Genomic DNA, 24,014 nt, shown 5'->3' with positions numbered 1-24,014 from the left:
TTCTTGACTCAAGCATTAATGCAGTACGATCTTCAAAGTTAAGATGATGGTATGACAATTTTATATACTCCATAAACCCTTTAAATTAATTAGGTGGTTTATGTCGCACTTCAAGTTTTACTCTGCCATACTTCACCCCAATCTTGTTCAGAAAGCGTTGGTAAAATCTCACCTTTACTAAAGTGCTGACGCTGATTTGGCTGGGCAGGAGTCGTCCAAAAACCTGTTTTCGTGGATTGCTCTCCACCTTTGATTTTAATTTTTTCTATAGTGGTTTCTGCTGAAACCGATTCAGCTTGCGATCTAGCAAAATCGACTAAATCTTTCGGATAAAATTGATGCTCTCGATAAGTTGAATCGTCAATATCTAATAGCCATGTCACAGCTGCTGCTTCCCATGACCAATAACCAAAATAACTGATGCCTGATCTAATATCAGGTTGTGGATGTTGATCATGATAAGGTTCACGACGACTGGCTTCATACCAATCTTCTAAGTATTGCAACATCATTGCTGGACGCTTTTCTGCATCAGCATCAAAAACTTTAATGAGCTTACGATAAGGCAAATGACGACGTGCATCGTTCGGTGGTATGCCTCGATCTGTTACAAATGGAGCAATCAATCGCTCGATTAAGCCATCTTTTTCCTGCCCTTCAGGCGTTGCTTCCACATAATCGATAATCGTCATAATTCGACTCATTTGATCTGCATACCCTGTCAGTAAACCAAAGCATATCAGTCGTAAAGCAATATACCAATAATCTTCAGTTCCTAAAGAAATATGCCAGACATAACGTCCACCTGCATCTGGGCTTAAATTATAAAGATGACTCGTTTCAGCATACTCTTCTGTCCAATGAAGAATATATGGGTAAAGTTCCGTTAAAAAATTTAAATCTCCACCCGCGGAATATTGTAAAGATATTAAGTTTAAAGCATCTTGTAAGCGTTGATGACCAGCTGCGATATATCCGCCAAATTTAGAATCATTTTTATACTTATTGAAACCGTCTGTAACGGAATATATACCATTCACTAAAATGTCAAATCGTTTATGATACATTTTTGATTCAAGAAAGTTATCTCTATATTTTTTTGAATCTTTTACTTCTAAATTTAACCAACTGTGCCAATCTATATCTTTATCATTTACTTGTATCGACATTCTTTTATCTCTCCAACATCTCATTGGGTAAAACAAATTCTAATTTAATCCCGTGTGCCGTGACTGTCCGTGTGCATTTGGGTTTATTTAAACCTTTACATTTTTCATGATGATCAAATTTTTCGCCTGTAATTATGACTAGGCTTTATCATAAAAAAATAAGCCACCCTATAAGGATGGCTAAATCTTGCGATATTCTAAGTTTATTTTTCACCATCAAAATACCAATATACTTCACCCCAGTCTTGTTCTGAAAGCATTGGTAAAATGTCACCTCTATCAAAATATTGACGTTCATTTGGTTGGGCTGGCGTCGTCCAATAACCTGTTTTTGGACATTTATCCCCACCTTTGATTTTAATTTTTTCTACCGAATCTTGTGCTTGTACTTTTTCTGATTGTGCTTTAGCAAAATCAACTAAATCTTTTGGATAAAATTGGTGATCTCGATAAGTTGTATCATCAATATCTAACAACCATGTAACAGCTGCTGCTTCCCATGACCAATAACCATAATAACTTCTACCAGATCTTAAGTCGGTTTCTGGATGCTGTTCAAAGTATGGTTCACGACGACTGGCTTCATACCAATCTTCTAAGTATTGCAACATCATTGCTGGACGCTTTTCTGCATCCGCCTCAAAAACTTTAATGAGCTTACGATAAGGCAAATGACGACGTGCATCATTCGGTGGTATGCCTCGATCTGTTACAAATGAAGCAACCAATCGCTCGATTAAGCCATCTTTTTCCTGCCCTTCAGGAGTTGCTTCCACATAATCGATAATTGGCATAATTCGCTTTATTTGATCTGCATAGCCTGTCAATAATCCAAAGCAAATTAAACGCAAAGCAATATACCAATAATCTTCAGTGCCTAAAGAAATATGCCAGACATAACGTCCACCTGCATCTGGGCTTAAATTATAAAGGTGACTGGTTTCTGCATACTCTTCTGTCCAATGAAGAAGATACGGGAAAAGTTCCTTTATAAAATTTAAATCTCCACCAGCAGAATATTGGAGTGACATCAAATCTAAAGTATCAATAATCCGTCTTCTTCCAGAAGCAATATATCCGCCAAATTTAGAATCATTTTTATAATGACTAAATCCATCTACAACCGTATATAATCCATTGACAAATGTATCAAATCTTCTATGGTACATTTCTTGTTCTAGTAAATTGTCTCTAAATAAACTTGCATCTTTTATTTCAAGACTCAACCATCTTTGCCAATCGATTTCTTGATCATTTACTTGTATCGACATTCTTTTATCTCTCCAACATCTCATTGGGTAAAACAAATTCTAATTTAATCCCGTGTGCCGTGACTGTCCGTGTGCATTTGGGTTTATTTAAACCTTTACATTTTTCATGATGATCAAATTTATCCCCCGTAATGGTGACTAAACTACGATCATAAGGACATTTGATAACAATAGCTTTACCTAGTTTTCTTGTTGAAGTAGCTTTAAATTTAACTTTCTCCCACTCTTCAATAGCATCCAATAATTTATCATGTTCTTTAACTATCTTAGCGGAAGAAATTTTCCGAGAAATCCACAAGTGTGACATTTGTACGCCATCACTCACTGTTGTTCCCACTGACCGCTTGACTTTGTCATCTTCATCTGATGCCATATAAACATCGAGACCCATTTTCAATGCCATCATGGCTGCCTTTGGTGTCATCAGTGTTCGATGACTCAGTGCATTGGTCGCTTTACTGTCTGTAATACGATACTTATGTGCTAGTCGAGCACTATGCCATACATGATCAAGTCCGTTATGACCCGTATCGTGATATTCGTACAGCACGCCATTATTATTAATTTTAGAGCGACTTTTCATGCGTTTTACATAGTAATAATCCGTAATGTGCTCACCACCTGAACCAAGTTCTTGATTCGATCTTCTTTTTCGCTGTAATTGTTGACGTCGTGTTGAAGTATTTTGACGACCTGGGCTTACATTATTTCCTCCAGTATTTCTTGATACATTGCCATTTTGCTGAGTTCGTGGGGCTGGATTTTGATTTGGTCTACTGGTTGTTGTCGGTGTTCGAGTCGTAATTGGAGCTCTAGCTGTAGTGTTAGGATAAGGAGTTGCTAGTGCCTTTTTATGGGCTGCTTGCATTTCTTTCATAACCATATCAATTTTTTGATTGGCAACTTTCTTCATTTGCTGAAGCTGAGTTACTAATGTTTTTAACTTAGCATTGCCGAGAACAGCTCGTGTCATCCAACTATCAAAGACGCCAATTAAACCATCAATAATTTTATTACTAGTTGTTTGCAGCTCTCTTGTGTATGTATTCCAATTTAAGGTTCTAAACCATTTATCTACATCACCACGTAATGTTTTGCTTGGTATTGCATCCAAAATAGCTCCCATAGCTTTACCTGAACGCAATTGTTTAAAAACAATTTTTAATCCATCACCAGCAATTGGAACAAATGCAACAAGATTAAATACCAAATCAAACCAATTCTCTTTATTATCTGGCTTTTCTGATATTTTAACGACTGAGACAATCACATTCCCGACATCAACGCCTTGACCAACAAAGGGTATACAACCTATCACAACTGCAACAATAATTTGAGCAGGACTGGAGCCACTACCATCAAGTACACCTTTAATCCATTGAGCCGCCGATTCTTCCCCTTTAGCTGTTATTCTCACAGCTTGCGTTGAACCCTTGGCTACGGCAGTATTCATTGTTTATCTCCTAGGTCTAATCTAGAAGTAGAATCATCTGTAAGTAAAATTTCTTCTAAATCATCTGCTATTGCATCGTCTACATCATTTTGTTGTGGTATTAATTGTTCTTCATAATCGCTTACATGATCGTCGTATTCGATATTATTTGACGTGAGCATCTCTTCAATTTCATCAGGGAAATATTCATCTAATAATGCATCAAGTTCCTGTTGATTATATTTTTCAATTAACTGCTCTGCTTCAGTAACACTCATCACTTTTTGATCTTTGAAAGGATTATCAACTTTTTCTCTATCTGGTTTCGCCTCAACACTACTAAAGCCATAGTAGACTTTAGGTTGAGTTTTATCACTAGGAATAGTGACTTTGGCATAACCTTCGGCATCTAGTACTCCTTCTTGAGAAGAACCATCAGCAAAAATCAATTTAAATGGAGCTTGTGCAACAGGTTTTAAGTCATCATAAATGTATTTTAATTCCACTTTATTAGGTAATAATTTAAAGGTAGGTAAAGCTGGAAATTTTGCTGATACATTCTTTCCATTCACAAACTGATGCTGCCCTGCTTTAACCTCAAACTTACCGCCAGTCGTAGGAAAAATCCCCGAAGCATTTATTTTTAGTTGCGAACCGCCTGCGGTCAGTACGATTTCTTTCGCACTGGTGATGTCGACATTTGCCTCCGTCGAAATAATCTGCACACCCTTTCTAGCAATCAGATCAGCACCATCCCCTTGAGCTTGAATCTCGATCTTGCCTTTGCCTGCATAGAGTCGTGCCCCTTCTTGCGCTGCAAATAAACTGATCTTTTTGCTGGCATGTCCGATGATGCTGTCTTGCGTGCTGGTGTTAATGCTTCCTTGTGCAATCTGGTTGATCTGTCCATCTGCACTGAGGTGGATGTCTTCGTTACTTTCTAAGGCAATTGAACTTGGTGAAGCCAAGAGCATGATCGCTTGTTTGAAAGCCGCGGCTTTGCTTTGGTCTTCACTCTCTAAGTTCTTGAGGTAGCCCTGTAGGTTTTCGAGTAAGCTCAGTGGATCAGTTTGTTGGTTTTTGGCCACTTCACTTAAGGTTTTGGCATTGTTTAAGCTACTTTCGAGTTGTTGTTTGGCTTCGCTTGCATCGAGATGGTTTGCTTTGGCTTGTTCTTGTTTGTAGGTGGAAATCAGCAAGCCTTCTCCAGCACGAACTGCACCCCACTGATCGGTTCTCAGTTCAAAACCTTCACCCCGACCATCACTTTCGGCGCTGGCTTTGGGATGGCTCAAGTTCCCTAGATTTAGTTGTGTTGCGCCATGACTACTTTGCAGCTGGGCAGAGATCTGCTTCGGAGTATCATCAAAGCGCAGCTGGTTAAAGCCACTGCCCTCAATTTCCTGTGAGCGGATCCCGCTGAGTTTTTTGGTGTCGGGTAGTTGGCCTTGTTGGTCGAATTGGGTTGGCGAGCGTTCTGCTTCATGTAAACGACCAACCACGAAAGGCCGGTCGATGTTACCGTCAAAGAAGTCGATCACCACAATTTCATTAATCCGTGGCAGGAAACGTGCCCCGTAGCCTTCTCCGGCCCAAGGCGTCAGTACATCGACCCAGGCGGAATCGGTGTCATTGTCATTACTGCCGGCCCCGCCATCATGCTGATGGTCATCACTGCGGGTAAACAGGAAACGGACTTTAATCCGTCCCCATTCATCGACATCGATGCTTTCGCCAGCAGGACCGACTACCCGGGCGCGCTGTGGATGAGCCGCCGGTCGGTGCTGTAGTGGATGGTATTCCGGGACGGTGCGGATATTGCGGCGTTGCAGGGCTAAGGTATTGCCTTGACGTTCATCCGGGTGTTGTTCGTGTTGAAAGCTAAAATGGCTATGCCAGTGGCTTTGACTGAGTAACTGGTTAATCTGCTGATTGAGGTCTTTGGGTAAGTTGTTCTGGTTATAGAACTGTTTGCCGGTAATTAGAAATTCTTTGTCGGCTGCGCTGTGCTGGTCAATTTCCGGGTGTTCATTCAGTTCAAACCAGTAGCCGACCTGGGCATCACGGACGGTGGAATGGGCACTAAAGTATTTGGATTGCAGGTCGTTGTAGTGGCTGAGGTTCTGGTTCAGTTTATCCAGCTGGTTGTTGGAAGAGGCTGTGGCCTGGTCTTCGCCATTTAAATCCTGCATCCAGGCCGGGCTGATCTGCCAGGCTTGTTCCAGGCTCAAGCTGGCATTGTCCTGATTATGGCTGTGCTGGTGTTTGCTTTGCACTGAACCGGCGCCTTCTTCCTGGCTCAGGCTATCTGACTGCCAGCGTTGCAGATGTACGGCAGTCGGTTGCAGGCTGCGCTGGGCAATCAACTGGGTGATGCTATCTAATTGTTCGGTGGCACTGGAGCGATGAAAACGAATGCTGCGGCGGTTTAAGGCGCTGTACTGGTTGTTATCATCAATCAGGCGTAATTTCTGGGCCTGAAGCGGGCTGCTGGAATGTACAACCTGTAATTGGGCTTCATCAATCAGCCAGTTAATGCCTTCACTGCGCCAGAGTCGGGTCAGGAAGTCATAGTCGGTTTCATTGGACTGCATGATAAAGGGACGCACATCCAGTTCCTGGGTCAGTCCGGTTAAGTCCAGGGTCAGGCTGGCGGCAAAGAGTGGGCTTTTGTTTTGCCATTCTTTAAATAAAATTTCACTGACCTCACGCACGCTTTTATTCATAAACACGCGGCTGTTACGGCGTTTATGCCAGAGTGCAGTCGGATCTTCTAGCGTGAGTTTATAGAGGGTGAGTGAGCCATCACTCTGGCCTTGCGCGGCTGCGGTGATAATACCGCTGCTGCGAAACAGCTGGCCCTGGTCAGTGACCTGATCGACGGCAACCTGCGCGCCAATAAACTGTTTTAACGGAATCTGGGCATTGGTCGAAAGACAGATCAGTTCGGCATGTAAACCGTCATTGAGCTGGTGTTCACCATCGATGCGCTGTAAAAAAACATCGGCATTTAAGGCAGGCTGAGAAAATTGAATATGGAGGGCACGTTTTTGTGGGCTGAGGCCTAATTTTTCTAGTGCTGCAAATATATTGCTTGGCATCATTGTTCTGTAATAAATAGCTAAAAAAAAGTGTGGCTATTTTATACAAAATAACCACATAAAACATCGCTTCAACCCGGCCGCTTGTTTATCAATATGTAACTATCCGATAAAAAGCATGGCCTTTAAAACCGCGGCATTGTCGGAGGATGACCTAGCCTTTTTTGACCAGATAATGAAATTCTTTATTGCCAGCAGCATCCAGCACTTCTTCCTGTAACAGCAGCTCATGACCCAAATGCATACAGAATTTTGGAATATCCCACGAAGTAGAATTGTCGGTGGCAAAAATCTCCACCACATCGCCCGATTTAGATTTACGAATGGCTTGATGCAACATCATCACTGGTTCAGGGCAACGCAGACCGCGCGTATTTAGCTGAATGGCAGGGGTAATGGATGAATCAGACATAATAAAACTCGGCGAGATACAATTTTTCTATTCTAACACAAAGCCAGCAAAACCACTGATGCTGCAAGCTGGCTTTATCCGCCTGATAAATCATCAAATTCATTGTTTCAGCGAAAGTCGATAAACAATAGACAACTGTATTTTCTGCGGTATGATTAAATCAAGTTTTTTAGATACAACGAGTCTTTAGGAAGGATCATGCACGAGGAATCAGGCCCATCGTGGGGTATGCGTGGCTTACGTAAATGGTTAGGTACTGCACCGGAAACCCGCGATGAATTGCTAAAATTAGTACAAGATTCACGTCGTTTTTTAGAACCCGATACTGTGGCAATGCTGGAAGGTGTGCTGGATTTGCCGGCCACCAAAATCCGTGAGGTTATGACCCCGCGCACTTCCATGATCAGCTTGCAGGAAGATGATGAGCTGCTGGATATTCTACATGTACTGGTCGAGTCGGCCCATTCACGCTTTCCGGTCTTCTCTTCAGACCAGCCTGACAATGTAGTGGGGATTCTGCTGGCCAAAGACTTGTTACCCTTTCTGACCGAACCAACGCCGAAGGTTGATATCCGGGCACTGATGCGTCAGCCACTGTTTGTGCCAGAAAGTGCGCGTTCCGATCAGGTCCTGCGTATGCTGAAAAATACCCAGACCCATATTGCCATTGTAATTGATGAATATGGCAGTACTTCAGGACTGGTAACCCTAGAAGATATTCTGGAAGAAATTGTTGGTGAAATTGAAGATGAGCATGATCAGGCCGATGCCGAAGCACAATACATTGTGCCCGATCATGATCCGCAGACCGCCAACACCTGGCTGGTACAGGCACTTACACCAATTGAACACTTTAACAATGTTTTAGATGCTGATTTTTCTGACGATGAAGTAGAAACTGTCGGCGGTTTACTGCTTCAGGAAATTGGATTGGTGAGTGATCTGCAAGGTCAAATTATTGAAATTGGGGATTGGCAGTTTAAGATTCTTGAAGCAGATGCACGCACTATTCATCTGATTCGAGCTGTACGTCAATGAGGACTTATTTCACCAAGCTGTTAGATTCATCCCAACAACACAAACAGCTCCCGCTAGTTTATCCCCTGCTGATTGCCTTAATCGCAGGTGCCATTTTCAGTTTTGCCCTGGCACCGTATTATTACTGGTGGATTGCCCTGCTGTCTCCAGCCTTGCTTTATGCAGTTTTACGTCAGCGTTCTGCCAAACAGGCCTTTTTTATTGGCTGGGCCTACGGCATTGGCCTGTGGTTTGTCGGTGCATTCTGGCTATATACCTCCATTCATGTCTATGGAGATACCCCGGCCATTTTAAGCGTGCTGATGATTGCGATTATGGCCTTGGCCATGGGGCTGTTTACCGCCATTCAGACCTGGCTGTATCGCCGCTTCTTCCCGGAAACGCCGCTAACTTTCGCTCCGCTGTGGGTGTTCTTTGAATGGGCCAAAACCTGGGTATTTACCGGTTTCCCGTGGCTATTTGTAGGCTATGCCTTTACCGAGCGTTTTCTGGACAGCTATGCGCCCTTATTCGGGGTGTTCGGGGTGTCGTTTGTGGCCCTTATTCTGGCCTGTGCGCTGGTGGAAATCCTGAATAAACGCATCTTCTGGCTGGTGCCGTCATTGCTGCTCCTGGCTGGTGCCTGGGGTGCTTCCCAGCTCAGTTTTGTTAACCAGAAAGATGAACCGCCGCTGTCCGTGTCCTTGATTCAGGGCAATATTCCACAAGACCTGAAATGGCTGACCGAATATCAACTGAAAACCCTGCTGATCTACAGTGAACTGACCCGCACCGAATGGGGCCGCGACCTGATTGTCTGGCCGGAATCTTCCATTCCAATGTTCCAGACCGATATCGAACCGTTTTTAGCGGCCATGAAAACCGAGGCGGAAAAATCGGGAAGTGCCTGGGTCACCGGTATTCCGTATTGGGACCTGCCTGAATCTCAGCAAAATGGCCAGCCGATGTACTACAACAGTATTATGGCCACCGGTACAGATTCAGAAGGCTTATACAAGAAACAGCGCCTGGTGCCATTTGGTGAATATATTCCTTTATCCGGCCTGTTAAGCTGGGTCTTGCCGGCCTTGCAGAATGATCCATCCATGAGTGGTTTTTCGCGCGGTGCCAAAGAACAAAAGCCGCTGATGATTCATAACTCGCCGTTGGGTGCAGCCATCTGTTATGAAGTGGCCTATCCGAATCTGACCCGTCGTAATGCCAGCCAGAGTGATTTTCTGGTGACTGTGTCCAATGATGCCTGGTTTACCGGTACAGCCGGCCCGTGGCAGCATTTACAGATGGTGCAGATGCGTGCCAAAGAAAATGGCCGCTGGTTTATTCGGGCCACCAATACCGGCGTGACCGCTTTTATTGACCATCAAGGCCATATTGTGCAGCAGGCCCCGATTGATCAGGAAGCAGTGCTACGCGGTGAATTACCGGCAATGCAGGGCCAGACCTTGTACACTCGCCTTAGTGATTGGCCGGTGCTGATCTTCTCCTTCCTGTTGCTGGTTTTGGGCTGGATCTATCGTCCACGTAAAGTAGATGTCAGCTTTAAGTCGAGAAGATAATTCGCCTATGAAGTCCCCCTTTATCAAAGGGGGGTTAAGGGGATTAATTTTATAAATCCCTCCCTTGCGAAGCAGTGCTTCTCACCCTTTGTAAAAGGGAGGAGTAATAAAAAAAACCGAGGTTCATGCCTCGGTTTTTTATTGTCTACATTTAAAGCTGGGTCACCAGATAGGACAGCATCGCCGCCAGAGAGAGCATCGGCAGATAGCGATAAACTTTTACCACTGCCTGCTCAAAGCAAGAAGCCTGTTCTGGTTCTAGTTTTAAAACAGTGGCTTGTAGCGCCGACCAGAAACTTAAGAGCAAGCACGAGCTCATCAGGCTCAGCGCGAAGAAACCAACCATAATCTGGCTGCTGCCTTCGGTGCTTTGCCAGAGATGCAAAAACCCCTGACTCAAGGGAAGCAGGCTTAAAATCAGCAGAACAGACTTCAGCATCGTCCAGTGAAACTGGTTAATTTCATCCGACAAGATTAATGCTTTCATACCATCCTCCAGACAAATATGTGCCTTTTGACTTATTATGAACGGTTTTAATGAAATAAATAGATGATATTGCTCCACATTCCCGGGATTATTGTAATCAGTACTGTTGGAAATAATTCTTATTATGAATCTCAAATCTGGAAGATTATCTTAAATTCATATTTATCAGAATATTAGAATATTTTTTATAATTAAGAGCGGCTTTGTTGCACAAAGATTTCATAACTATATGATTTTAAAAGTTTTGATTATTTTTTGATCCAAAATTAAATTTATTTAAATCAGATGCTTACATATTTATGCAACAAAGCCATTAAGAGCTATTATCACTTCACCTTTAATTGAATAGTCCAATCAGGTGAAGTGATATATTCCATCACGGCATTTATAATCAAGCCGGCTTAAGGCTGATAATAAATATCGGCATCGGTGCCTTCACCGCCCTGCTGACCATCTGCACCAAAAGAATACAGGTCAAAAGCGCGACCTTCAGAGCCTGGAATCACATATTGAATGTCATTGTCCCAGCTGTCTTTTGGATAACCGCCTTTGACATAACCACCCGGCAACCAGTTTTTAGCTGACGCGGGCTGATTGACCAGCGCATCTAAACCACCATCCTGCATGGACGGATAACGGCCATTGTCCAGCTTGTATTGATCCAGCGCGCCGGCCACACCTTTTAAGGTAATTGCGGTGGTATCGACTTTGGCTTTTTCACCACGGCCCATCACGTTCGGGACAATTAGCGCCGCCAGCACGCCTAAAATGACAATCACCACCATTACTTCAATGAGGGTAAAACCGGCCTGTTTATTCGAATAGGATTTCCGTTGCATCAGGTTCTCTCTTGAATCTTTCATCATTTGTTATCTTCAATGGGTCTCGATTTAAATCATATTATTCATATTGACAATAGGCAGCATCACCGCAATCACAATCACCAGCACAATACTGGCCATCAGCACCAGCATTAAGGGCTCCAGCAGCGCCAGTAAGGTCGAGATGAGCGTGGTCACCTCCCGATCCTGCATGGTCGATGCGCGCTCCAGCATCCGGTCGAGCTCACCCGATGCTTCACCACTTTTAATCATTTGTACCATCATCGGCGGGAAATAACCACTGCGCTCCAGCTGGGTGCCCAAGTTCCCCCCTTCGGTGACTTTCTCGGCCGCCAGATTAACCGAATCGCGGATCACCCAGTTACTGCTGACCGCAGCGCCAATTTTTAAGGCATCAACCAATGGTACACCGGACTGGGTCAGAATCGACAGGGTGCTGGCAAAACGTGCTGCGTTTATACCACGTGACAGTTTACCAAATAGTGGCAGTTTGAGGGTTAAACGATCAAATGCATAATGGCCGGCCGAGGTTTTTAAAAAGCGGACCAACAGGAAGATGCCCAGAATCGTCCCGACCAGCAAAAAGGGCCAGGCCAGACGGATAAAATCACTGGCTTGCATTAACGCCACGGTAATCCACGGCAAGGCGCCTTTGTCCTGATCAAAGGTTTTGACAATATCCGGCACCACATAGGTCATCAGCCCCATCACAATGGCAAAGGACATCAGCATTAAAATAATCGGATAAATCATCGCGCCTTGCACTTTTTTCTGCATGGCAAAGCGGTTTTCGGTGTAGTCCGACAGCTGGTCCAGAATTAAATCCAGATGTCCAGAACGTTCCCCGGCGGCAATGGTGGCAATATATAAATCCGGAAAATGCCCCGACTGCTGTAAGGCATTGGCCAGTGAATATCCTTCTAAAACCTTGGAGCGTACCGACAGCAATAAATTCTGCACATGGACTTTTTCACTTTGCTTGGCCACGGCGCGCAAGGCTTCTTCCAGCGGAATGGCTGCGGCCACCAGTACCGACAGCTGCCGGGTCATTAAGGCCAGATCATAAGCGGTCATTTTTTTCTGGAACCAGCGCTGGGCCTGATGCTTCTGTTTTTGTTCTACCGGATCAACGCTAATCGGGATAAGGGCCTTGTCACGCAATTGCTGACGAATCTGCCGTGCAGAATCCCCTTCTAAAACCCCTTTTTGCTGCTTTCCTGATGCATCAAGGGCTGTAAACTGATATGCAGGCATTGTAATGCTCTAATTTTCCAAAAAATTATTCAACGCAGTTGCGTCTCACCACCAAAATCATTCATATTCTGAGATATAAATTATTTGCTCACTCTATCATAACTCCAGATCGAGCACGACGACATTTTCATCAGGAAGCAGACCCGCTGTTATGCCAAATTCGCCCGTTCATCCCGCCCCCATCTACCGTGTTCGTGTAGCTGTTCCGGTCTATCTGTATGACGGGTTTGACTATATGCTCAGTGCGGCCGAATATCAGCAGGCTGCCGTTGGCGCGCGGGTGCTGGTGTCCTTTGGCCGGCAGAATCTGGTGGGCATCATTATTGAAAAACTCCCGCCCGATCATCCGCTTGACCCCAAGATTAAACTGAAAGCCATTAGCGAGCTGCTCGACCAGCAGCCGATTCTAGATCAGAAAGTTTTAACTTTGTTGACATGGTCGGCGCAGTATTATCAGTTTCCGATTGGCGAAGTGATGCATAGCGCCCTGCCCAGCCTGTTACGTCAGGGACGCCCGTATAATTTACTGGCACGAATGTGGAAACTACTGGATGATCAGGCCGAAGCCAAACTGAAGCGCTCCGAGAAGCAGCAGGAGGCCTATAAAGTCCTGAAGCTGCATCCGAGCGGGACTTCAGAAAATATCCTGAATCTGGCCGGTATTGAAACTGCAACCTTAAAAGCGCTGGAAAAAAAGCAGATTTGCTATTGCGATCTGGAGCAGCAGGATTTTAGCCCGGTGCCAATGACGCTGGCGCAAATGCCGTTAACCCCGAACAGTGACCAGCAACAGGCCATTGAAACCGTACTGAAAGCGCAGCATCGTTATCAGGCCTTTTTACTCGATGGTCTGACCGGCAGTGGTAAAACCGAAGTCTATCTGCAGATCATGCAGGAAGTGCTAAAACAGGGAAAACAGGTATTGGTGCTGGTGCCGGAAATTGGCCTGACCCCTCAAACCATTAGCCGCTTCCAGTCTCGTTTTCACTGTCATATTGCGCTGCTGCATTCCGGTTTAAATGACAGCAAACGTTTGCAGGCCTGGCAGGCCGCCCAGACCGGCAAGGCTTCGATTATTCTTGGTACACGCTCGGCAATTTATACCCCGCTGCCCAATCTGGGGCTGATTATTCTGGATGAAGAACACGACCTGTCATTTAAACAGCAGGAAGGCTTTCGTTACCATGCCCGTGATGTAGCCTTATACCGTGCCCATTTAGAAAACTGCCCGGTGATTCTCGGTTCGGCTACCCCTAGTATTGACAGCTATGCCCTGACCGAACAGGGTAAAATGACCCGTCTGGAACTGAACCAGCGTGCCGGCCCGGCACTGATGCCGAAAATTCACATCATTGATTTAAAAGTTGCGCAAAAACAGCAAGGTCTAAGCTTGCTGCTGATTCAGGAAATCAAAAAACGCCTGCAGAAAAAAGAACAGGTGCTGATTTTCTTAAACCGCCGTGGTTATGCACCGGTGCTGGTCTGTGACAGCTGCGGCTGGCAGGCACAATGCCCACACTGTGATGCCAACTTTACCCTGCATCATAGTCCATATACCCATCTGCATTGCCATCATTGTGGCACCATTCACCGCAAGCCGGAGCAATGCCCGCAGTGCCAGCATAGCGAACTGAAAACCCTGGGCATGGGCACGGCCAAGGTTGAAGAAAACCTGCAACATCTGTTCCCGGACTATGAGGTGGTGCGGGTAGACCGCGATTCCACCAGCCGCGTCGGCAGCTGGCAAAAAATTTATGACCGCATTCAAACCAGCCAGCCACTGATTCTGCTTGGCACCCAAATGCTGGCCAAAGGCCACCATTTTCCTTATGTGACTCTAGTGGCGATTTTGGATATTGATGCCGGCCTGTTAAGTGTTGATATCCGGGCGCCAGAGCGGACTGCGCAGCTGATTGTGCAGGTGGCCGGTCGTGCCGGCCGCGGTGAACATAAAGGCGATGTCTATTTACAGACCCTGCGTCCTGATCATCCGCTGCTGAGCACCCTGGTCGAGCAGGATTATCGTGCCTTTGCCCGGCAAACCTTAAAAGAACGTCAGGCCGCCCTGCTGCCCCCGTTTCGCTATACCGCCCTGATTCGCTGCGAATCCAAAAGTCAGGAGCAGAACCAGCAGTTTTTACAGCAACATGCCCAGTGGCTGCGAGAAAATTCTGAACAGTTAATTGATATCTGGGGCCCGATTCCGGCGCCAATGGAACGCAAGGCCGGCCGCTATCAGGCGCATCTGGTGCTGTTGTCGCAAGATCGCGCCCGTTTACATTTTTATCTACGTGCATGGTGGCAAAATATGTTGCATCACAAGCCATCAAATATGAAACTTAGCTTAGATATAGACCCTCAGGAATTCAGTTAACCACTGACTTTGGCTGCAGCCTGAGGGCACCATAACTCCTAGGATTGTCGATGTCGTTACTGCTGCAAATCACCCTGTTTCTGGGTGCCTCTTTATTACTGGTTCCGCTGCTCAAGCGTTTTGGGATTGCCACCGTACTCGGCTATCTGTTTACCGGTATTTTATTGGGCCCGAGTGTGTTCAATATCGCCAGCGACCCGGAAGCCATTCAGGAACTGGCTGAATTTGGCGTCATTTTACTGATGTTCATTATTGGTCTGGAACTCAGACCCCAGCGGCTCTGGCAAATGCGTCAGTCGATTTTTGTCATGGGCAGCGCGCAGGTGGCTGTCACCGGCCTGTTACTGGCGATTCTGGTGTTTTTCAGTTTGCAGCAGCAAATTGCTGCCAGCCTGATTATTGGTTTTGCCCTGGCCCTGTCCTCAACCGCCTTTGTGCTGCAACTTTTAAATGAAAAACAGCAGCTGAACAGCAGTTATGGCCAGCAGTCTTTTTCAATTCTGCTGTTTCAGGATATCGCCGCCATTCCATTAATTGCGATTATTCCCTTGCTGGCCGGTACCGAATCGACTCATCACGGGCTGGCCTATTTCGCCGCGATTTTAGCTACCTTTAGCGGACTGTTTTTATTTAGCCGTTATCTCATGCGCCCGTTTTTCCGTTTTGTTGCCAAAACCGGCGCGCATGAGCTGATTACCGCGGTCGGCCTGTTTATTGTGCTGGCCGTGGTCTGCCTGATGGATGTCTTGGGGATTAGCACCACGCTTGGCGCCTTCCTGACCGGGGTGCTACTGGCCGATTCCGAATTCCGACATGAACTGGAAGCCAGTATTGCACCGTTTAAAGGACTATTGCTCGGCCTGTTTTTCATGACCGTGGGGATGACCACTCAGATGTCCCTGCTGATCGACAGTCCACTGTTCATTCTCGGCGGCGCCTTAGTACTGCTGTTGGTGAAATTTATTTCCCTGACCGCAATTGCCCGGTATTTTAAATATTCCTGGCAAAACAGTTTGCTACTGGCCACCTGTCTGGCGCAAGGCGGTGAATTTGCCTTTGTGGTGTTACAGGTTGCCTTAACAGAAAAAGTGGTGGCACAGGCCATTTTAGAGCCGATTACCCTGATGGTGACCCTGTCGATGGTGCTAACCCCGGTGCTGTACTGGTTCATGACCAGCCAGGTGATTCCGCGTCTGAATCAGGACAAGACGCCGGAATATGACCAGATTCCCGATGCGCATCCAGCGCTGATTATTGCCGGTTTTGGCCGGGTTGGGCAGATTATTGCACGGGTGGCCTATTTGCAGCACCTACCCTATACCGCCATTGACAGCAACCTGGATAAAGTTGATTTTGTGCGCAATTATGGCGGTAAAGTCTATTATGGCGATGCCACCCAGCCCGATATTTTACGTGCCGCCGGGATTGAACATGCCAAGACCTTTATTCTGGCCATTGATGATATTGAAGACTCGATGAATGTGGCCCGGCATATCCGCCTGAATTATCCGCAGCTCAAACTGCTGGTGCGTGCCCGTGACCGCCATCATGTGCATTTATTGCGGGATTTAGGCGTTGAACACATCTGGCGCGAAACCTATTTATCTTCTTTAGGCATGGCCTATTGCGCGCTGCGCGACCAGGGTATTGCTGAAGAAGATGCTTACAAGAGTATCGAATTGTTTCGCAGTTATGATGAAAAATTACTGGCCCAGCAGCAGAATATTTATACCGATGAGCAAAAAATCTATGAAACTCATCGCAATGCACTGGCCGAACTGGAGCACCTGTTCGAGAATGATGCCCAGGTCCGGGAAAGCCCGACCGGTGTAGATTTAAAGCGTTCACTACAAAACCATCATATTGATGTAACACGTAATGAATCAAACTGACTTGTGATTTACAATATCATCACCATTAATGCAGGGTTATGGAGAATTTTATGTCTGATTTACGCCAACGCTTTTTTATTGAAGATAGCCCTGTCCGCGGTGAGATTGTTCATCTTGAAGAAGCCCTGCAAACCATTTTGGCCCAACGTGACTATGCGCCTGCCATCCAGGTCCTTTTGGGAGAAATGCTCAGTGCCACCGCTTTGCTGGCCAGTACCTTAAAAATTAAAGGTCGGATTAGCCTGCAAATTCAGGCCAGCGGCACCTTTAAATGGGCAATGGCCGAATGTAATCATCTGGGTGAAATTCGTGCTTTGGCAGATTATGAACCAGATCCACATTTCCAGCAGGCTGAAGACAGCAGCACGGTACTCAAAACCCTGGTCAATCCGGTGCTGTTTATTAATATTGAACCGGAATTTGGTGAGCGTTATCAGGGTATTGTGCCTTTAGACAAGCCAAACCTGGCCGGCTGCCTGATGCAGTACTATGATTTATCTGCACAAATTCCAACCCGCATTGTACTGGCCAGCAACGACCAGCGTTCTGGCGGTTTACTGATTCAGCTGTTACCGCGAAATAGCGAAGAAGAACAGCAACGTGTAGATGAAGATTTATGGCCACGCCTGACCATGCTGACTGAAACCCTGAAAACCAGCGAACTGACCGATCTGGAAGTTCAGGAAGTGCTGTACCGTTTGTACAACGAAGAAGAAGTACGTCTGCCAGAAGTCGAACATCTTAAATTTGGCTGCACCTGTTCCAAAGAACGCTGTGCTACGGCGCTGACCCAGATTGGAGCCAATGCAGTACGTGAAACCCTGGAACATCAAAACCCGATTGTGATGGATTGCCAGTTCTGTAATGCACGTTATCAGTTTACTGCAGAAGAAGCACTTGGCCTGTTTGGTGAACACCTAAGCTAGGCCGCAAGATTCAAGACTACCAAGAGATCAAACCGGAGAACGGTTTGGTCTCTTTTTTATGTTCAGTTTCATGCGCTTATTCAATCTTTATGACCCTGTAAATATAGGTTCGAATAGCTCACGCTTTTTACTGAACTCAGCATCAATCTCGCTCAAGCCGTTACTCATCTTTTTTAAGCTATGGGGTTGCGACAAACCATACCGCTTTATTCATCTAGCGCAAGCACACATTCTCTGTATAACCTGACTGATGAATTCAAGCGTGTGCAATAGTTGCAACTATTTAGTGGTTTCATATCTTATTGTGATCGTTTTCACTTATTATTTCATTGATTTAACAGTATTTTCTTCTATAGAATTAGGCACTTTACTCTAATTTTAATAACGCGCATTGCGTTGTGGGATAATAATCATGAAAAAGGGGTTTACAGGGATTGTTGCTGGATTGCTTTTGGCAACAGTTTCAGGCGTATCTTTCGCAGAGAATGATCCATTGGTGGGGAAATGGAAAACAATTGATGACCGTACCAGTTATTCCCGTGCCGATGTCGAAATCCGTAAAAAGCCAGATGGCACCTATGAAGGTATTATTGTTGAAACCCGCAACATTCCGGGCGCAGAAAAAATGAATATTTGCCACCAATGTCCGGGTCAACTTAAAAACAAACCGTTTATCGGCTTGCCATTTATCTGGGGCTTTAGGCAGGATCCAAAAAACCCGTTACAGTTTGTGCAAGGCAGTGTACTCGACCCGATTGGCGGCAAAGTCTATAAAGGCAAGGCACGCCTAAGTGCCAACGGTAAACGCCTGACCTTACGCGGCTATGTCGGTGTTTCCGTGATCGGTCGTAGTGTGACCTGGATTAAATACTGATTCTTCAACAAGTTTACAAGAGGCTTCTACGGAAGCCTTCATTTTATCTTAATGACATGGACATAATTTGAAACAATATAGTTGCTCTACCCTCTGTCCGTCCCTCTCGAAAGCCTGAATAATGAATAAAATTTAAACAGTTTATTTAAGCTGAAGGTAGGCCTGTTGACTGTTCTTACTGCCAGCAAAATGGCGAAAAAGCAAGCAAGGCTACGTTTCAAGCACAAAGGAATACCAAACAAAACAGCCAAATGCTGAAATATGGTTTTAAATAAAATTAATCCTTCAGATAAAACAACAAGAGCGCAGCGCATAGACCCGAAATTACGTTAGAACAACTCATGCATCTGCTCTTCCTTGTTTTAACAAGTTCAAGCTAAAAGGAGTAAGCCATGACCACGATCCAATATCGCGAAAACTCCCAGTCTGGTCGCCCACAAGCTGAAATTATAGATGAGCGCGTATCTTTTGATTTAGAGCATTTTGCTGAAGCTTGTGGTCAAAGCCCGGAATGGGTATTACAGCTTTTAGAATATGACATTCTCCCTTCACGTCCGGAAGAACGGATTCACCAGTTTTTTGGGGAAGATGTCTCTCGTGCCCGCCAGGCCTATCGCCTGCAACGTGATTTTAATGCCAGCTTTTCTGCCGTCGCCATGATGCTCGACCTGATTGATGAGCTGCAAAATTTGCGCAAAGAAGTCAAACATCTGCATTTAAGACAAAGCTAGGCACCACGCCATTTACTCTCTACAGGGAAATCTGCGTATTTCCCTCTCTTTATTTTTGGGAAAATAGACGGTCGCAATGAAAACAAAAGAATGCAACAAAAAGGTCAAACTCATGTTCCCGGAGTTTCGGGAATTAATGCAACAACTGCGCGAAGACAACCCACATTTTGCGCGCCTGTTTGAAGATCATGAACATCTGGACCGGAAAATCAGCCAGCTCGAGCTTGATCCGGTTCATCAGATTAATGATGATATCGAGGCGCTGAAACGCAAAAAATTAAAACTGAAAGATCAGATTTATCAGCTTTTGCAGCAGGCCCAGCAAAATCCTTCATCTTCACCTTAACCGGTTTTTATTGCAGTGCGATGAAATCTGCACGCTGCCCGAAAGAAAGCAGATGCTTTCTTTCGGGCAGGCAAATGAAGGCTGCATTATTTTGGTTTAAGCTGAGAATCGCGAAGAGCGCTTTCATCTTCCAGCGGTAACGGCTTGCCGGGCACATAATCTAGAAACCAGAACAGGTCAATCCGAGTCCGATCCGGCCGCTGCGAAAGCATATCCAATACGCTTTTTTCACCGCGTCCCACCATATGCCGCCGATAAAAATAATACAGCAGCAACAAGGTGGTAATAAGCATGGTGCCGAGCATCACCCAGAAAGCATAGGGTGAATCCAGCCCCGGAATCATCACGAAATTCATGCCATAAATTCCGGTTAACAGGGTTAAGGGTGCAAACACCGCGGTAATAATCGCCAGAATCCGCATATTTTCATTGGTCTGGTTGGCAATAGCAGAAAAATGCAGGTCAATCGCCGCCTGAATCGCACTTCTTAAACGCAAGGTATGTTTCTGGATGCGGGCCACATGGCTGCTTAAGTCATCGACCCGCACCAGCATGATTTCCTGTTTTTCACTGCGTTTCTTGCCTTTTAAATGCAGATAGTTTTCAACAATTTCATCGCGTAGTTCCTGCAAGGTATCAATCTGTTCTTCACACAGATTTTCCACCTGCTGAAATGCCATATTTTCCTGTAGCAACTGATGCCACTGGTTAAAACGGCGATGGCCCTGCAACAGCTCACGCTGCCAAAACTCGACCCGGCGGGTTAAAGGATGGCGCAGGTTTAAATAGTCATCGACCATACTGTTCAGTAAACGTAAGGCCAAATCTAGAGGCGAGGTTGCCAGTTTTTTCGGTTTATTCTGCTCTTCAGCCGGCCGGCTTAAAATGGTATCTAAACGGGCAATATAATTTTCAATGGCTTTATTGCCCTGCTCACGCACCGTAATAAGCACCTGCGGGGTCAGAATAAAACTGACTGGTGTGATGCTTAAGCCAAACACATGCTCATGCGCTTCGTCATTAAAGTTATAAATCTGGTCATCCGGGGTAATCAGTTTGCGGAAAATCAGCAGGTCATAATCTTCCAGACTATCGAAATTGCAGGGATGTTCCAGATTTAAAATATCGCGCAGATGATATTCGTTCAGCCACAGCTGGGTGAGCTGCAGTACCTGTTGCTGCCACTGTTCCGGATGCTGGCGTACATCTTCCCGGGTATAGTCCAGCCAGATAAATTCTGCCTCGGCGGCCGGCCCCCGATGCAGAAATAACTGTTGTGTGGTGTCATGGAGGGAAAAATAATACTGTTGCATCCGCGTGCATCCACATTCCTGTCATTTTATTTTGCGATCATGCCATAAAAAAGCCCGCTTCATAAAGCGGGCTTTTTCAATTCATCAGGGCCTGAAATTAAGCCTGATCAATGTCTTTCATGGTTAACTTGATACGGCCACGGTTGTCGACATCTGCAACCTGGACTTTCACTTCCTGGCCTTCTTTCAGTACGTCAGTCACGTTAGCTACACGCTCATTTGAAATTTGAGAAATGTGCAGCAGACCATCTGTACCCGGCATGATGTTTACGAAGGCACCGAATTCAACAATACGAATTACTTTACCGGCGTAGATTTTGCCTGGTTCAACTTCAGCAGTTAAAGCCTGAATTTTGGCAATAGCCGCTTGTGCAGCTGCTTTGGTTTCACCAAATACGCGAACGGTACCGTTGTCTTCAATATCAATTGCCGCTTTGGTTTCTTCAGTGATTTGACGAATGGTTGCACCGCCTTTACCAATCACGTCACGGATTTTGTCCGGGTTGATGGTAATGACCTGGAAGGTAGGCGCATGCATTGAAATTTCTGGACGTGCACGTGAAATCACTTTGTTCATTTCGTTCAGGATGTGCATACGACCGGTATAAGCCTGGTTCAATGCCACTTCCATGATCTCTTCAGTGATCCCTTCGATTTTGATGTCCATTTGCAGCGCAGTAATACCGTTGGCAGAACCGGCAACTTTAAAGTCCATGTCGCCCAGGTGGTCTTCGTCACCCAGGATGTCAGAAAGCACTGCGAAACGCTCGCCTTCTTTGACCAGACCCATCGCAATACCCGCAACTGGTGCTTTTAGTGGAACACCGGCATCCATCAGTGACAGAGATGCACCACATACAGACGCCATAGAAGATGAACCGTTCGATTCAGTAATGTCCGATACAATACGGATTACGTACGGGAAGCGGTCAGCAGCTGGAAGAACCGCTTGTACACCACGACGTGCCAGACGACCGTGACCGATTTCACGACGTTTAGGACCAGACTCACGACCCGTTTCACCAACCGAGTAAGCCGGGAAGTTGTAGTGCAACATGAAGTTGTCAGTTTTGGTTCCAGCCAGGGTATCAACCATTAATGCATCACGGGTGTTACCAAGAGTCGTTGTTACCAACGCCTGTGTTTCACCACGGGTGAACAGCGCAGAACCGTGAGCACGATCAAGAACGCCCACCTGTACATCTAACGCACGTACAGTTTTGGTGTCACGACCATCAATACGCGGCTTACCAGACAGGATGTTGTCACGTACAGTGCGGTATTTCAGATCTTCAAACAGTTCATTCAGGTCATCTGCGATGCCATCTACATCTTCTTCAGGTACGAACTGCGCAACCGCCTCTGCTTGCAATGCATCCAAAGCAGCATAACGGTCTTGTTTGATTGCAATGGTATAGGCTTCAGAGATTTTCGCTTCAAACGCTTCTTTTAATTTCGCGCGAAGGTCTTCATTTTTCTCTGGTGCAGTCCAGGTTGACTCAGTTGCGCCAGCCGCTGCTGCAAATTCATTAATCGCCTGAATCGCAATTTGCATTTCGTCATGACCGAATAACACTGCGCCCAGCATCTGGTCTTCAGACAGTTCTTTCGCTTCAGATTCAACCATCAGTACTGCAGCTTCTGTACCTGCAACCACGAGGTCAAGGTCAGACTGTGCCAGCTGTTCGTGGTTCGGGTTCAGGATGTATTCACCGTTGATTAAACCCACACGTGCTGCACCAATTGGGCCACGGAACGGTGTACCCGCAATTGCCAGTGCTGCTGAAGTACCTAACATGGCAGCAATATCCGCTTCCATGGTTTTGTCAGAAGAGACAACTGTTGCTGTTACCTGGATTTCGTTGTAATAACCTTCGGGGAACAATGGACGAATTGGACGATCAATAAGACGTGAAATTAAAGTTTCTGCCTCAGACGCACGGCCTTCACGTTTGCCATAACCACCCGGAATACGGCCAGCAGCGTATTGCTTTTCTTGATAGTTTACGGTTAGTGGGAAAAAGTCCTGACCGGCTTTTGCTGTTGGCTGTGCAACTACCGCCACCAGTACCGATACACCACCCATGGTGATTAAAACCGAGTTGGCCTGACGTGCAACACGACCGGTTTCCAGTACCACGTTGTACTGACCATATTGGAATTCTTTACGAATAATATTAAACATTGACATGTATTTTTGTTTCCTGATTTTATTCTAGTGGAGACCCCTAAGGTTTGGCATTCACGACTCAGGTTCAAGTAAATGACAAAGCTTAGAAGCCGACCTCACTAGAAATATAGGTTTTTTAAACACAAAGAAGGAGCGAAACAATCGCCCCTTCTTAATTACCCGGTCAACGCCGGGTACACTTTAGTTTTCAGACATACAGCGCAACGCATGCAATAACCCGAAAATAAAAGTCTAAATCGAATTAACGACGTAAACCTAAAGCACCGATCAACGCAACATAACGACCGTGATCTTTACCGTTTAAGTAGTCTAATAATTTACGACGTTGGTTAACCATACGGATCAGACCGCGACGGCTATGGTGGTCGTGTTTGTGCTCTTTGAAGTGACCTTGTAAGTCATTGATTTGAGCAGTTAAAAGAGCTACTTGAACTTCTGGTGAACCAGTGTCGTTTTCAGCACGAGCAAATTTAGCGATGATCTCTGCGCGATCTGCGTTTGTTAAAGCCATTCGATTTCTCCGAGATGCTTATAAAATACCTTGATAAAAATCAAACCGATGTCAAGCATCTGTCTGACTGCCGTGCATCACTACAGCAAGTGCATTATTTTAAGACAAAACCGCTTAAATTGCAAAACACAACGCGAAAAAGCCATGAATTATCCGATGCGATGTCACATGAATGATGCAACGTCTACCCGGAGGATTGATTCTATTCATAAAACACCAAAGAGAAATCCGGGATGATGAAACGTAAATAAGCTGAAGTGGAATAAAAATAGCCCGGGAATAAATTCCCGGGCT

The 24,014-nt window shown here is 45.6% G+C and carries 19 protein-coding genes and 1 pseudogene; 8 read left to right on the top strand and 12 right to left on the bottom strand.

What is annotated here, in order from left to right:
- Positions 1-110: 110 nt before the first annotated feature.
- The 6 genes and pseudogenes from FTT63_RS04765 to tusA form a co-directional block, all read right to left on the bottom strand.
- Complete coding sequence (locus tag FTT63_RS04765; protein WP_127801906.1) at positions 111-1,169, bottom strand: PoNe immunity protein domain-containing protein; 1,059 nt, start codon at positions 1,167-1,169, stop codon at positions 111-113.
- 4 nt (positions 1,170-1,173) lie between these two features.
- Positions 1,174-1,314, bottom strand: a pseudogene (locus FTT63_RS15910) (hypothetical protein); the annotation flags it as partial.
- A gap of 58 nt (positions 1,315-1,372) precedes the next feature.
- On the bottom strand, positions 1,373-2,440 hold the full coding sequence (locus tag FTT63_RS04760; RefSeq protein ID WP_127800293.1) for a PoNe immunity protein domain-containing protein: 1,068 nt from the start codon (positions 2,438-2,440) through the stop codon (positions 1,373-1,375).
- A 4-nt stretch (positions 2,441-2,444) separates the two neighbouring features.
- Entirely contained in the window at positions 2,445-3,893 is a 1,449-nt protein-coding gene (locus FTT63_RS04755; protein ID WP_127801905.1) for a hypothetical protein, read from the bottom strand.
- The gene (locus FTT63_RS04750) at positions 3,890-6,976 is read right to left on the bottom strand and encodes a type VI secretion system Vgr family protein (protein WP_180192021.1); all 3,087 of its coding nucleotides are present in this window, start codon (positions 6,974-6,976) and stop codon (positions 3,890-3,892) included. The genes FTT63_RS04755 and FTT63_RS04750 overlap by 4 nt, the downstream gene beginning before the upstream one ends.
- Before the next feature lie 151 nt (positions 6,977-7,127).
- Positions 7,128-7,385, bottom strand: coding sequence for a sulfurtransferase TusA (gene tusA / locus FTT63_RS04745; RefSeq protein WP_005181880.1), 258 nt, complete (start codon positions 7,383-7,385; stop codon positions 7,128-7,130).
- A gap of 198 nt (positions 7,386-7,583) precedes the next feature.
- Here tusA and FTT63_RS04740 point away from each other — a divergent pair, with 198 nt between their 5' ends.
- Entirely contained in the window at positions 7,584-8,423 is an 840-nt protein-coding gene (locus FTT63_RS04740) for an HlyC/CorC family transporter (protein ID WP_005181878.1), read from the top strand.
- Positions 8,420-9,979 (top strand): apolipoprotein N-acyltransferase, encoded by a 1,560-nt coding sequence (gene lnt / locus FTT63_RS04735; protein ID WP_127801097.1) that lies wholly within the window; start codon positions 8,420-8,422, stop codon positions 9,977-9,979. Before FTT63_RS04740 ends, lnt begins: the two co-directional genes overlap by 4 nt.
- A gap of 151 nt (positions 9,980-10,130) precedes the next feature.
- On the opposite strand, the gene FTT63_RS04730 is transcribed toward lnt, so the two are convergent.
- From FTT63_RS04730 to gspF, 3 genes are all read right to left on the bottom strand, one after another.
- The gene (locus FTT63_RS04730; protein WP_045795389.1) at positions 10,131-10,466 is read right to left on the bottom strand and encodes a hypothetical protein; all 336 of its coding nucleotides are present in this window, start codon (positions 10,464-10,466) and stop codon (positions 10,131-10,133) included.
- Positions 10,467-10,867: 401 nt separating this feature from the next.
- Complete coding sequence (gene gspG / locus FTT63_RS04725; RefSeq protein WP_005181871.1) at positions 10,868-11,305, bottom strand: type II secretion system major pseudopilin GspG; 438 nt, start codon at positions 11,303-11,305, stop codon at positions 10,868-10,870.
- A 51-nt stretch (positions 11,306-11,356) separates the two neighbouring features.
- Positions 11,357-12,562, bottom strand: a complete 1,206-nt coding sequence (gspF, locus tag FTT63_RS04720; RefSeq protein WP_005181870.1) for a type II secretion system inner membrane protein GspF — start codon at positions 12,560-12,562, stop codon at positions 11,357-11,359.
- Positions 12,563-12,713: 151 nt separating this feature from the next.
- On the opposite strand from gspF, the gene FTT63_RS04715 reads away from it, so the two are divergent.
- From FTT63_RS04715 to FTT63_RS04690, 6 genes are all read left to right on the top strand, one after another.
- Positions 12,714-14,936 (top strand): primosomal protein N', encoded by a 2,223-nt coding sequence (locus FTT63_RS04715; RefSeq protein WP_127801098.1) that lies wholly within the window; start codon positions 12,714-12,716, stop codon positions 14,934-14,936.
- A gap of 50 nt (positions 14,937-14,986) precedes the next feature.
- Positions 14,987-16,828 carry a monovalent cation:proton antiporter-2 (CPA2) family protein gene (locus FTT63_RS04710; RefSeq protein WP_016659637.1) on the top strand — a complete coding sequence of 614 codons (1,842 nt, stop codon included), beginning with the start codon at positions 14,987-14,989 and terminating at the stop codon, positions 16,826-16,828.
- A gap of 50 nt (positions 16,829-16,878) precedes the next feature.
- The gene (locus FTT63_RS04705) at positions 16,879-17,754 is read left to right on the top strand and encodes an Hsp33 family molecular chaperone HslO (protein WP_005181862.1); all 876 of its coding nucleotides are present in this window, start codon (positions 16,879-16,881) and stop codon (positions 17,752-17,754) included.
- A 412-nt stretch (positions 17,755-18,166) separates the two neighbouring features.
- The gene (locus FTT63_RS04700; protein ID WP_127800189.1) at positions 18,167-18,628 is read left to right on the top strand and encodes a DUF2147 domain-containing protein; all 462 of its coding nucleotides are present in this window, start codon (positions 18,167-18,169) and stop codon (positions 18,626-18,628) included.
- Positions 18,629-19,020: 392 nt separating this feature from the next.
- Positions 19,021-19,359: a chaperone modulator CbpM gene (locus FTT63_RS04695; protein WP_005181858.1), complete on the top strand. Its 339-nt coding sequence runs from the start codon at positions 19,021-19,023 to the stop codon at positions 19,357-19,359.
- A 76-nt stretch (positions 19,360-19,435) separates the two neighbouring features.
- Complete coding sequence (locus FTT63_RS04690; protein WP_034598128.1) at positions 19,436-19,705, top strand: YdcH family protein; 270 nt, start codon at positions 19,436-19,438, stop codon at positions 19,703-19,705.
- An 86-nt stretch (positions 19,706-19,791) separates the two neighbouring features.
- Here FTT63_RS04690 and FTT63_RS04685 read toward each other — a convergent pair whose 3' ends face one another.
- The 3 genes from FTT63_RS04685 to rpsO form a co-directional block, all read right to left on the bottom strand.
- Positions 19,792-21,018, bottom strand: coding sequence for a CorA family divalent cation transporter (locus FTT63_RS04685; RefSeq protein WP_127801099.1), 1,227 nt, complete (start codon positions 21,016-21,018; stop codon positions 19,792-19,794).
- Positions 21,019-21,115: 97 nt separating this feature from the next.
- The gene (gene pnp, locus FTT63_RS04680) at positions 21,116-23,203 is read right to left on the bottom strand and encodes a polyribonucleotide nucleotidyltransferase (protein ID WP_171065134.1); all 2,088 of its coding nucleotides are present in this window, start codon (positions 23,201-23,203) and stop codon (positions 21,116-21,118) included.
- Between the two features lie 247 nt (positions 23,204-23,450).
- Entirely contained in the window at positions 23,451-23,720 is a 270-nt protein-coding gene (rpsO, locus tag FTT63_RS04675; RefSeq protein WP_004637724.1) for a 30S ribosomal protein S15, read from the bottom strand.
- Positions 23,721-24,014: the final 294 nt, after the last annotated feature.

The sequence above is a fragment of the Acinetobacter sp. C15 genome, from assembly GCF_013420645.1.
Lineage (GTDB): Bacteria > Pseudomonadota > Gammaproteobacteria > Pseudomonadales > Moraxellaceae > Acinetobacter > Acinetobacter indicus.
The sequence above is the reverse complement of the archived record's forward strand: the minus strand, read 5'-3'. Positions and strand labels throughout refer to the sequence as shown.